Source organism: Streptomyces sp. NRRL WC-3549 (assembly GCF_000721935.1).
Lineage (GTDB): Bacteria > Actinomycetota > Actinomycetes > Streptomycetales > Streptomycetaceae > Streptomyces.
The window spans coordinates 31,304-42,065 of the sequence record NZ_KL585433.1 but is presented as its reverse complement, the minus strand read 5'-3'; the positions used below and the strand labels follow the sequence as shown (position 1 = coordinate 42,065).

Here is a 10,762-nt window from a genome sequence, read left to right as displayed (position 1 = left end):
CCGCCGGAAGATCGCCGACCTCGCCGAGGAGGCGGGCCGCGGCCCCGACGCGGTGACCCCCGCCCTGTACGCGACGGTCACCGTCAACAGCAGTGCCGCCGCCGCCAGGAACGAGCTGGAGCACTACGTCGGCCACTACTACGGGCGGTCCCTGGAGCAGATGTCGGCCATCCAGGCCTACGGCTGGGGCAGCGCCGAACACTGTGCCGAATGGCTCGGCGGCTACGTCCGCGCCGGGGCCCGGCACCTCGTCCTGCGGATCGGATCGCTCGACCCGGAGTCGCAGCTGAAGGAAGTCGCCGAGGTGCTGCTCCCCGCGGTACGCGCGCTCGGACGGACCGTCACCGATGGAGGAACAGAATCGTGAGTGTCATAGGCCAGGAGATGTCCCGCACGGGCCAGTGGTTCCACCCGGTCGAGCCGTCCCCGGACGCCTCCGTGCGGCTCTTCCTGCTGCCGCACGCGGGCAGCGGCGCCATCATCTACCGCGACTGGGAGAGCCTGCTCCCGGCGGACATCGCCCCGCAGGCGGTGACCCTGCCCGGACGTCACAACCGCCGTGAGGAGGCGACGTACGAGGACTGGGACCCGCTGGTCGACGCGCTCCACGACGCCGTCCTCGACGAGCTCGACGACCGGCCGTTCGCGTTCTTCGGGCACTGCCTCGGCGCCCAGCTCGCCTTCCGGCTGGCCACCCGGATGGAGGACGAGGGCGGACCCTCCCCGGTGCTGGTCGGCATGTCCGGCTGGTCGCCCGAGGGCTGGTTCGCGCCCACCGAGGAACAGAGCCGGATGCCGGAGCCCGAACTGGTCGAGTGGATCAAGAAGCTGGGATCCTTCCCCGCCGAGGTCTACGACAACCCGGAGATGCTCGCCCTGGTCGTCCCGGCGCTGCGGGCCGACCTCAGGATCGCCGCGCAGTACGTGGACGACAAGGCGGGGGTCCGCTGCGCGCTCGCCTCCTACGGCGGCCGCTCCGACCCGCTCCAGGAGGACCCGGAGGCCATGAAGCACTGGGCCGGGCGCAGCCCCGCCTACCTGGGCCACAGCGAGTACCCCGGCGGCCACTTCTACATCGACGCCCACGCCCAGGCCGTCACCACCCACTTCGCCCAGCGGCTGCAGCGGATCGTCGCCTCCGCCGAGCGCTGAGCCCCGGGGGACCGGCGGCGCCCCCCGGCACCCGCGAGGTGCGCCCGGAGCGCCGCCGGCCGGCCGTCCGCGAGCGTCAGCCGCACGTCAGAGCCGTGTCAGCGCCTCTTGACACAGTGGTCAGAACCGGGCCCGGCAGCCTGCCGGGCCCGGTCCCCCGCCCGGTGCACCGATCCCGAGGAGTACGCCCGATGGCAGACATCACCGCAGCCCCGGGCCCGACCCGGGCCCTGGTGCTGGCCAACCCCGCCTCCGGAAGCCACAGCCCCCGACTGGTGCGTGAGGTGGCCGAACTGTGCGGCAGCAGCCTCGACCACGTCGAGATCCACCCGACCACGGGCCCCGGGGACGCCACCGTCGCCGTGCGCCGGGCGCTGGAAGTGCCCGGCCAGGCACCCGACCTGGTGGTCGCCATCGGCGGGGACGGCACCGTCCGCGAGGCCGTGCAGGGCCTGGCCCTTCCGGGACCGGGCAGCGCCGCGCTCGCCGTGGTGCCCGGCGGCACCGGCAACTCCGGCTACAAGATGCTGTGGGGCGAGCGCCCCTGGAGCGAGTCCCTCAAAGCGGTACTCACCGACTCGGGTCCGGGCGGAAGCGCCCGGCTGCGCCGCCTCGACCTGGCCCGTCTGGCCGAGACCGGGCAGTACGTCTACCTGGGCGCCTGCTCCGGTGTGATCGCCGACGCGCTGATCAAGGCCCGGGACATCCCGCTGACGGGCCGGGACCTGTACACCAAGGCGTTCGCCGACACCGCCGCCGCGTACGTCCCCTACCCGGGGCGCGTCACCGTCGACGGCCGCGTGGTGCACGAGGGCCCGACCGTCCTCGCCAACGTCGGCGGCGGCCGCTACCGGGGCGGCCGCTACCTGGTCCTGCCCGACTCACTCCTCGACGACGGACTGCTCGACGTCTGCGTCATCGGCGGCGGCCTGGCCGCCGCGGACGTCCCCGGACTCACCCTGGAAGCCGCCCACCTGGGGCACCCGGCCACGGTGTACGCGCGCGGCCGCACCATCACCGTGGAGCGCACCGACGGCCGCCGGCTGCCCCTGGAACACGACGGGGAGTACCAGCACGGCATCGGCGCCTCGGCGACCTTCGAGGTCATGCCCGGCGCCCTCCCCGTCTGGGCCCCGGCCACCGAGGGCCACTGACGCCCCGGACCACCCACGACCCCTGAACCCCGGCGCGCCGCACGTCCTGACGGCCCGTCGGTCACCGCAAGCGGAACACAAGGAGAAGGAGACCGCCATGAGCGACCTCACCAACACCGTCACCCAGTACCTCGCCCTGTGGAACGAGACGGACGCCGACAAGCGCGCCGCGGGTGTCGCCGAGCTCTTCGCCCCGGACGCCCCGTACATCGACCCGCTGGCGGCCGTCGAGGGCCACGAGGGCTTCGCGGCCGTGGTCGCCGGCGCCCAGGAGCAGTTCAAGGGACTCTCCTTCGAGCTGCACGGCGCGGTGGACACCCACCACAACATCGCCCGCTTCCAGTGGGGCCTGGTGACCGAGCCGGGCGCCGAGCCCGTCGCGATCGGCTTCGACGTGCTCGTCGCCGGCGACGACGGCCGGATCAAGGGCGTCTACGGGTTCCTGGACAAGGTCCCCGGCGCCTGATTCTGTGTATAAGAGACAGCCCGTAGAGAAGGTATGTCACGCCATGACGGCTGCTGTGCTCAGCGAAAGCGTGGCCAGGACCCTGTGCGAGCAGTGGGAGAAGCAGACACGGCCCGCCCGCTCCCGCCCGCACGCGGACACCCCGCTGCGCGAACTGTCCCACTGGGCCGCGAACCTGCGCCCCGAGCACATCCCGTGCCGGGTCCTCAAGCTCGCGGCCAGCCAGGTGCTGTCCCAGATCGCGTCGATCCGGGCCGGCCTCGAACACCCGCTGGGACGCCGCCTGGTGGCCGCCTTCGGCCACCCGATGCAGCGCGACCCGCGAGCCGCCGCGAGCGTCTTCGCCGCCCTCGGCTCCTGGCTCAACCTCGACGACACCGCGTACGCCGGCCACCTGTCCAACTCCACCGTCGCGGTGCCCCTCGCCTTCGCGTACGCCCGTCAGCTCGACGGGCTCTCCCTGCTGACCGCGGTCGTCGCGGCCAACGAGTGCGCGGCGCGGATCACCGCCTCCGCCACCCTCGGCCCGCTGCGCGGACAGAGCGCCGTGCACACCCACCTGGCCGGCGCGGTGGCCGGCCGGCTGCACTGCGACCGGGCCCCGGCCGACCTGTGGGAGAACGCCCTCGGGCTCGCCTTCGCCATGCCCAACTGGCCCCTGATGCGGGCCTTCCTGGCCAGCGACGCCCGCCTGTTCAACACCTTCACGCCGGTACGCACCGCGATGGACGCCTGTGACGCGGCCGTCGCCGGACTGCGCGGCGCGCCCGACATCATCGAGCACCAGGACGGCTTCCTGGCCCGGTTCGCGACGGTGCCCCTGCCCCAGGCGGTGGCGAAGGGGCTCGGCACCCGCTGGCACACCGACACCCTCTCCTTCAAGATGCACCCCGGCGGCCCCGGCATAGACGCGGCCGTGGACTGCGCCGCCGACATCCACCGCGAACTCGGCCCGCTGCGCCCGGAGGACGTGCGGGAGATCGTCGTCGAGGCGTCCCTGTACACGCTGTTCGCGGGGGAGCGCGCGGCCCGCTACGTCGACGGCCCCGGCTCCCCGCTGGGCGCGCTCGTCCTGGACGTCCCCTACCCGGTCGCCACCACCCTGCTGACCGGTGAGTTCTCCGTGGACGACTTCTCCGCGCCGCAGCTGGACGACCCGGTGCGCTGGACGCTGGCCCGCCGGGTGCGTCTGGAGCACGACACCGCGATGACCCGCGAACTCTTCCTGTCCGACGCGCCGTTCGGCGAGGCGGTGCGCGAGGCCGGCCCCCGGGCCACCCCGTGGCTGCGCGGCTTCGGCGGCGACGCGCTCGTCGACCTCATCGGCACCCTGGAGGCCGACGGCCGGGACTTCTCCCGCTCCACCAAGGCCACCGGCGCCCGGGTCGTCGTACGGCTGACCGACGGCCGTACGGTCTCCCGCTCCCGTCTGATCCCGGTGGGCGCCGCGGGCCCGGACACCCGCGCCCGGCACTCCGAGATGGTCCAGGAGAAGTTCCTGTCCACGGGCGGCACGCGCCGGGTGGCCGACTCCGTGGGACGACTGCACCGCATGCGCCCGAGGGGTGTACGCCGCTGGATGGAGGCGGCGTTCCTCGACTGACCGAGCGGAGGCGACCGGTCCGGTGTCAGTCCTCCGTCAGCACACCAAGGAACAGTAAAGAGAAGAAGAAGGACGACTTCCGACGTGCAAAGGGGTTCTCATGTCGCTCGAGGCTCAGACTCGCGTTCTGGACTGGCCGTTCGCCCGGACGGAGAACGGTGAGCCCGCGCCGGTACTGGCCGAGCTGCGTAAGTCCCCGCCCTGTGCGGTACGCATCCCGGCCGGCGCGGCCGAGTCACGGCTGGCGTGGCTGGTGACCCGGTACGCCGATGTGCGCCAGGCCCTGGCCGACCCCAGACTCAGCGCCGACGAGCGGCTGCCCGGCGCGCCGGTGCGCATCCAGGTGCCCCCGGGCGGCAACCCGAGCTCCTTCCTGCGCCTGGACGACCCCGAGCACGCGCGGTTGCGCGGGCTGATCCAGACCGAGTTCACCATGCGCCGGGTGCGAAGACTCGGAGAGCCGGTGCAGCGGCTCGTCGACGACCTCCTGGACCGGTTCGAGGACCTGGAGCGGCCCGCGGATCTGCACGCGGCGTTCTCGCGGACCCTGCCGACCCTGGTCATCGCCCAGCTGCTGGGCGTGCCGGAGGAGGACTCCCCGTTCTTCGTCGAGAAGACCCGGGTGACCATCTCCCAGGGGGATCCGGCGGTGTCGCAGGCCGCCTTCGTGGAGATGTCCGAGTACCTCGCCGAGCTGGCCCGCGGCAAGCTCAAGGAGCCCGGGGACGACCTGATCAGCCGACTGGCCGTCGACCACCACGCGAGCGGTGCGATCACCCTGGACGAACTCGTCGGCATCGCCCGGCTGGTGCTGGTGGCCGGACACGAGACGACCACCAACCAGATAGCCCTCAACGTCCTGGGCCTGCTGCGGGACGACAGCCTGTTCGCCAAGGTGGCGGCGGACGACGGCGCACTCGTACCGCAGTACGTCGAGGAGTCGATGCGCTACTGGTCGATCTCGCAGGACGCGATGGTCCGCCTGGCCCTGGAGGACCTCGACCTCGGCGGGGTGACGGTCGCCAGGGGGGACGCGGTGGTCATCTCCGTTCCCGCGGGCAACCACGACGAGTCGGTGTTCGCGTGTCCCCGCAGGATCGACCCGGACCGGGACACCAGCGGCCACCTGCAGTGGGGCTACGGCCCGCACTACTGCCAGGGGGCCCCGCTCGCGCGGCTGGAGATGGAGCTCTCGCTGCGGACCCTGCTGCGGCGCTTCCCCTCCCTGCGGCTGGCGGCCGACCCGCGCACGGTCTTCCGTCGCGGCACCGTCTTCCACGGGGTGACCCACCTGCCCGTCACCTGGTGACCGAGACATATGAACCACAACACAGGAGAGCAGTCGGAATGACTTCTGAAACAAGCCCGGACGTCGCCGTCGAGGAGCGTGAGCGGGGAGTTCCGGCACCGGCCGGCGCACCCTCGTCCGGTGCCCTCGTGGTGGTGCTGGTGGGCACCTTCATCACGGTGCTCGACTTCTTCATCGCCAACGTGGCCGTCCCGGCCATCCGCGCGGACCTGAACGCCAGTGCCGCCCAGTCCCAGATGATCGTCGTCGGCTACGGGGTCGCCTTCACGGCGGGCCTCATCACCGGCGGCCGGCTGGGCGACATGTACGGCCGGAGGCGGCTGTTCTCCCTCGGGATGACCCTGTTCATGCTCGCCTCGGCGGCGTGCGCCTTCGCGCCGACGATCACCTTCCTCGTGGTCGCCCGTATCGCCCAGGGCGCCGCCGCCGCGCTGATGGTCCCCCAGGTGCTCGGCATCATCGGCACGGTCTACACCGGTGCCGCCCGTGACCGCGCCTTCAACACCTACGGGCTGATCATCGGACTGGCGGGCGTGTTCGGCCAGTTCATCGGCGGAGCCCTGATCACGGTCGACGTGGCGGGTCTCAGCTGGCGGACCATCTTCCTGATCAACGTCCCGCTCTGCCTCGTCTCGCTGGCCTTCGTCGGCCGTACGATCCCCGAGTCGCGCGGCACCGGCGGAACCCGGCTCGACCTGACCGGCGCGCTGCTGGTCACGGGCTCCCTGGCGCTCATCGTGTTCGCGCTTCTGGAGGGCCAGGAGCGGGACTGGCCCGCGTGGGTCTGGGGGTGCCTCGCCGGGGCCGCCGTCCTGCTCGCGGTGACCGTCGGACATCTGCGCCGGCGGGCCGCCGCCGGGAGGGGGCCGCTGATCGAACCGGGGCTGTTCCGGGCCCGGCTCTTCACGGTGGGCCTGGCCGCCACGGTCGTCTACTTCCTCGCCATGGGCTCGTTCTTCTTCGTCCTGGCCCTCTACCTCCAGCAGGGCAGGGGGCTGTCGCCGCTGGAGTCCGGCCTGGTCTTCCTCGCGGTGGGCGCGGGCTACTTCGGGGCCTCGCTGGTCTCGGCGCGGTTCGCCGGCAAGCTGTCCGCCCGGAAGGTGGCCTGCGGCCCGCTGACTCTCGCGGTCGGCTACACCGCGATCAGCCTCACGGCGAACGGGCTCGGTGTGACCGGAAGCGTGCTGTGGCTGCTGCCGATGCTGCTCGTCGCCGGACTCGGCATGGGCCTGACCACGGGGCCGCTGACCAACCTGGTGCTGGGTGCAGCCGTACCCGAGCACGCCGGCTCGGCCTCGGGGCTGCTGAACACCGCCCAGGAGGGCGGGGCCGCGATCGGTGTGGCCGTCGCCGGCTCGGTCTTCTTCCCCGCGCTCGCCCGCGCGGGCCTCTCCGCGGACGCCTATCCGCACGCGTTCGCCGTCACGCTCGTCCCGCTCATCGCCCTCGGCCTGGCCGCCGCCGCCCTGGTGCTGCTCGCACCCGGCCGCGCCGTCCGGGGCTGAGGCGTCCCCACGCCCCCTCACAGGAAGGAAGTCCCCATGCCGTACGTCACGACCAGGGACGGCACCCGGCTCCACTACAAGGACTGGGGTGACGGACGCCCCGTCGTCCTGCTGGGCACCGCCATGATGGACTCCCGCATGTGGGAGTTCCAGGCGCCCTTCCTCGCGGAGCGCGGACTGCGCTGCGTGACCTACGACCGGCGTGGCTCCGGGCGTTCGGACGCCCCGTGGGACGGCTACGACTACGAGACCCTCGCCGGCGACCTCGCCGACCTCCTCGACCACCTCGACCTGCGGGACGCGGTGCTCGTCGGATACGCGGTCGGCGGTGGCGAGGCCGTGCGGTACCTGTCCCGGTACGGCACCGGCCGGGTGGCGAAGCTCGCCCTGGTCGCCTCCACGACGCCGTTCCTGCTGCGGACCGAGGACAACCCGGACGGGCTCGACCTCGCGGTCTTCGAGGAGGTGGCCGAGGCCATCCGGCGGGACCGGGCGCAGTGGCTCAGCGCCTGCACGGCGCCGTTCTTCGGCGGCCCGGACGCGGACCCGGCCGACCGTGTATAAGAGACAGCCTGGAAGCCTCGCCGAGGGCCGGGGTCGAGATCTACCGCACCCTGTTCTGCACCGACCAGCGCGCGGAGACGGCGGCGGTGACCGTGCCCACCCTGGTGGTCCACGGCACCACGGACCTCGCGGCGCCCTACGCCCTGTGCGGACCGCGGACGGCGGAACTGGTCGAGGGCAGCAGGTTCATCGCGTACGAGGGTGCTGCGCACGGCCTGTTCGCCACCCACGCCGAGCGGCTGAACGAGGATCTGCTGGCCTTCGTCAAGGAGTGACCCGCGACGCCACGACCGCACCGGTCGGCGGCTGACTGCCCGGCCCCTTCGGGGTCCGGGCAGTCCGGCGTTCATCGCAGCGGCACGAACGCGTCGATGATCTCCTCCACGCGCTCCACGACGTCCTCGCGGTCGTTCAGCACCCAGGAGATGTGCTGCGCGCCGAACACCGCGGAACCGAGGGCGCGGGCCAGCGCCTCGGGCCTGGTGTCCTCGGGGAGACTGCCCGCCTTGCGGCACTGCTCCAGGAGCTCGGTCAGCACCTCCAGCGTTCCGACGTACGGAACCGGCAACTCGGCCTTGATGTAGGGCCGTTCGATCTGCAGCCGGGCCCCGGCGTGCACGAAGACGTCCTCGCGGAACGCGCGGGCCAGGCGTCTCATCACGTCGACGAAGGTCGAGGGCGATGCGGGATCGCCCTGTTCCAGGGCGCCGTTGACGGTCTTCTGCATGCGCCGGTAGAACTCCTCCAGCACCGCGACGGCGAGCGCCTCCTTGTTGGGGAAGTGGAAGTAGACGGCTCCCTTGGTCATGTCGGCGCCGTCGGCGATGTCCTTCATCGTGACCTGGGGGAAGCCCGCCGAGGCGAACGCCGCGGCGGCGGCGTTGAGGATCGTCCCGCGGGTGCGGATGGCGCGCTGCTGCTTGAGGTGCGAGGTGTCGTCGAAGGGGGTGCCCGCCGAGAGGCGGGTGCTGTTTCCACTGCGCTCGTTACTCATGACGTCCATATCGTGCCGAGCCGATCTGATCGCTTCTGACTGAATCCAGCCTTCCTGCTGTCGTGGGGAGTTGCCCCATGGAAGCGCACGGGGCCGAGCCTTGCAATATACCTTCGCGCAGGTATATTAATGACGCACAGAGAAGCTTCGCACGTCTGTTCGCTCGCATGGTTACTCCAGCCGAGAGGCGAGGTTTTCAGATGTCTGTCGTACTCGATGATTCTAGGATCGTGCAGGCACCATCAAGAGGTGCCGCGGTCGAACTGCTCACGTTCCTCCAGCCCGTGACACGGGAACTGGTGCACCGCAGCTCGATCGCCGAGGTGTTCGTCACCGACGGTGTCCGTACCGGTCACAACGCGTTCTCGGTCGGAGCCCAGTGGCCGCGCGACCACGCGCTCTACCACCCGGACGAGAACGGACTGAACGATCCGCTGCTGTTCGCGGAGACTCTGCGCCAGGCCCACTTCTACGGCGCCCACACGTACTTCGGCGTGCCCCTGGGGTCCCGCTTCATCGGCCAGGACGTGAGCTTCGAGATCACGGACCCGGCCGCCCTGCGCGTCGGCGCCGCGCCGTCGGCGGTGGTGCTCAACGGCACGTGGACCGAGGAGGTGGACCGGCGGGGGCGGTCGGCCGGGGCGCGTCTGGACGTGACGCTCACGGTCGACGGCCGTCCTTGCGGGCGCGGCCACACCCGGGGGCTGATGCTGGACGAACGGCGCTACCGGCTCTTACGCGGGCGTCCGGCCCTAAGCGAGGAGGGGAGTCCGCCTTCTCTCGCGCCGGACGCCAGGATCGCCAGGCCGAGCCGGGTGGGCCGGCTGCGCTGGAAGGACTGCGTACTGGAACGGGACCGGCCCGACCGCGACTGGGGGCTGCGGGTGGACCGCGATCACGCGGTCCTCTTCGACCACCCCACCGATCACGTACCGCTGATGGTCATGCTGGAGGGCTTCCGGCAGTTGGGCCATCTCACCGTGCACGAGGCGTCCCGCAGGACGCACGGCGACCGGGCCTTCGCTCTCGCGGCACTGTCCCTGGAGTGCGCCGCCTTCGGGGAGTTGGGGGAAGCGGTCCTGCTGTCCCTCGAAAAGGGCCCGTCCGACGGCGAGCCGGGCGACGAGATCGCCCTGCGCGTCGCGGCCCGCCAGGGTGACACACTGCTGGCCTGCGCCGACATGACCTGGAGGTGTGTGGGCAGTCGCGCTCCCTGGTCGCGGTTCGCCTCCTGGTAGCCGGTCGCTCACCGGCCTGCGGCCCGACTCGGTGAGCCGGGTCCGCCGTCCAGCGCCTGGGCCAGGACGTCCCACATCGCGTCGACGGCCATCTCGGGCCCCGCGCGGCCGTGTACGGCGTCGGACCCGGTCTCCGTCAGGAACGCACCGAAGGTGGCGGCCACGATGAGGTCCGCCAGGGGTTTCGTGGGGATCGACGCGTTCCAGTGCCCCACCCGCTGCGTCTCGCGCACCAGGTGGAGGACGAGGCCGTGGGTCTCCGACAGCAGGGGGATCGGCCTCCCGGCCGAACGGGCCGACTCCGCCGACAGTCGAAGCGCCGCGAGGGCTCGCATGTCCGTGCGGAAGAGCCGGCCCAGACCGAGGACGAGAGACCGCAGCCGCCCCGGCGCGGGGCCGGACGAGGTCCGGGCCTCTTCCAGCAGTTCGCCCAGCGTGGCACAGAGATGGTGGTCCAGTGCGGCGGCCAGGTCCTCCTTGGTGGCGAAGTGGCCGTACAGCGCTCCCTTCGTCAGCTCGATGCGGTCCGCGATGTTCTGCAGGTTCGCGTGCGCGTACCCGTACCGCGCGAACTCCTGCGCGGCCGCATCGAGTACCCGGTCATAGGTTCGTAGGGCACGTGCCTGTTTGGGCATGACGCTCCCCTTCTTCGCCGGCTCCGTAACGGAACCGAAGTGCAAAAGATACGTTCGTGAACGAATTCTATTCATCGAGTGAGGTGCTCGCCAGATGATGCAGAGTCACAATCCGGTGGACGAGCAGGCCGGCGGGACGTCG

11 protein-coding genes and 1 pseudogene are annotated in these 10,762 nt (G+C 71.7%); 10 read left to right on the top strand and 2 right to left on the bottom strand.

Translation table 11 applies throughout. The features are described from left to right. From IH13_RS38985 to IH13_RS45215, 9 genes and pseudogenes are all read left to right on the top strand, one after another. Nucleotides 1–367, top strand: a pseudogene (locus IH13_RS38985) (LLM class flavin-dependent oxidoreductase); the annotation flags it as partial. Next, nucleotides 364–1,152, top strand: coding sequence for a thioesterase II family protein (locus IH13_RS0131075; protein ID WP_234433461.1), 789 nt, complete (start codon nt 364–366; stop codon nt 1,150–1,152). The pseudogene IH13_RS38985 and the gene IH13_RS0131075, both read left to right, overlap by 4 nt. Before the next feature lie 191 nt (nt 1,153–1,343). After that, nucleotides 1,344–2,306, top strand: a complete 963-nt coding sequence (locus tag IH13_RS0131070) for a diacylglycerol/lipid kinase family protein (protein ID WP_031089539.1) — start codon at nt 1,344–1,346, stop codon at nt 2,304–2,306. Between the two features lie 97 nt (nt 2,307–2,403). Then, on the top strand, nt 2,404–2,772 hold the full coding sequence (locus tag IH13_RS0131065) for a nuclear transport factor 2 family protein (protein WP_031089538.1): 369 nt from the start codon (nt 2,404–2,406) through the stop codon (nt 2,770–2,772). Between the two features lie 43 nt (nt 2,773–2,815). Further along, entirely contained in the window at nt 2,816–4,375 is a 1,560-nt protein-coding gene (locus IH13_RS0131060; protein ID WP_199814907.1) for an MmgE/PrpD family protein, read from the top strand. Nucleotides 4,376–4,475: 100 nt separating this feature from the next. Further along, on the top strand, nt 4,476–5,684 hold the full coding sequence (locus tag IH13_RS0131055) for a cytochrome P450 (protein ID WP_031089536.1): 1,209 nt from the start codon (nt 4,476–4,478) through the stop codon (nt 5,682–5,684). Between the two features lie 38 nt (nt 5,685–5,722). Beyond that, nucleotides 5,723–7,189, top strand: coding sequence for an MFS transporter (locus tag IH13_RS0131050; RefSeq protein WP_037842938.1), 1,467 nt, complete (start codon nt 5,723–5,725; stop codon nt 7,187–7,189). Nucleotides 7,190–7,225: 36 nt separating this feature from the next. Further along, nucleotides 7,226–7,753 carry an alpha/beta fold hydrolase gene (locus IH13_RS38980; RefSeq protein ID WP_234433460.1) on the top strand — a complete coding sequence of 176 codons (528 nt, stop codon included), beginning with the start codon at nt 7,226–7,228 and terminating at the stop codon, nt 7,751–7,753. Further along, the gene (locus tag IH13_RS45215; protein WP_234433459.1) at nt 7,687–8,028 is read left to right on the top strand and encodes an alpha/beta fold hydrolase; all 342 of its coding nucleotides are present in this window, start codon (nt 7,687–7,689) and stop codon (nt 8,026–8,028) included. Before IH13_RS38980 ends, IH13_RS45215 begins: the two co-directional genes overlap by 67 nt. Nucleotides 8,029–8,099: 71 nt before the next feature. Here the strand turns inward: IH13_RS45215 and IH13_RS0131040 are convergent, their stop codons facing one another. Continuing rightward, entirely contained in the window at nt 8,100–8,747 is a 648-nt protein-coding gene (locus IH13_RS0131040; protein ID WP_234433458.1) for a ScbR family autoregulator-binding transcription factor, read from the bottom strand. Nucleotides 8,748–8,947: 200 nt separating this feature from the next. Between IH13_RS0131040 and IH13_RS38975 the strand changes: the two genes are divergently transcribed. Then, a complete protein-coding gene (locus IH13_RS38975) occupies nt 8,948–9,985 on the top strand; it encodes a ScbA/BarX family gamma-butyrolactone biosynthesis protein (RefSeq protein ID WP_031089533.1) in 1,038 nt (345 codons plus the stop codon). Nucleotides 9,986–9,993: 8 nt separating this feature from the next. On the opposite strand, the gene IH13_RS0131030 is transcribed toward IH13_RS38975, so the two are convergent. Continuing rightward, nucleotides 9,994–10,620 carry a TetR/AcrR family transcriptional regulator gene (locus tag IH13_RS0131030; RefSeq protein WP_031089531.1) on the bottom strand — a complete coding sequence of 209 codons (627 nt, stop codon included), beginning with the start codon at nt 10,618–10,620 and terminating at the stop codon, nt 9,994–9,996. Nucleotides 10,621–10,762: the final 142 nt, after the last annotated feature.

What these genes read in the sequence shown, in the direction of transcription:
- IH13_RS38980 (WP_234433460.1), top strand. Translation starts at nt 7,226, where the DNA reads ATGCCGTACGTCACGACCAGGGACGGCACCCGGCTCCACTACAAGGAC.
- IH13_RS0131060 (WP_199814907.1), top strand. Translation starts at nt 2,816, where the DNA reads ATGACGGCTGCTGTGCTCAGCGAAAGCGTGGCCAGGACCCTGTGCGAG.
- IH13_RS38975 (WP_031089533.1), top strand. Translation starts at nt 8,948, where the DNA reads ATGTCTGTCGTACTCGATGATTCTAGGATCGTGCAGGCACCATCAAGA.
- IH13_RS0131050 (WP_037842938.1), top strand. Translation starts at nt 5,723, where the DNA reads ATGACTTCTGAAACAAGCCCGGACGTCGCCGTCGAGGAGCGTGAGCGG.
- IH13_RS0131055 (WP_031089536.1), top strand. Translation starts at nt 4,476, where the DNA reads ATGTCGCTCGAGGCTCAGACTCGCGTTCTGGACTGGCCGTTCGCCCGG.
- IH13_RS0131030 (WP_031089531.1), bottom strand. Translation starts at nt 10,620, where the DNA reads ATGCCCAAACAGGCACGTGCCCTACGAACCTATGACCGGGTACTCGAT.
- IH13_RS0131040 (WP_234433458.1), bottom strand. Translation starts at nt 8,747, where the DNA reads ATGAGTAACGAGCGCAGTGGAAACAGCACCCGCCTCTCGGCGGGCACC.
- IH13_RS0131065 (WP_031089538.1), top strand. Translation starts at nt 2,404, where the DNA reads ATGAGCGACCTCACCAACACCGTCACCCAGTACCTCGCCCTGTGGAAC.
- IH13_RS0131070 (WP_031089539.1), top strand. Translation starts at nt 1,344, where the DNA reads ATGGCAGACATCACCGCAGCCCCGGGCCCGACCCGGGCCCTGGTGCTG.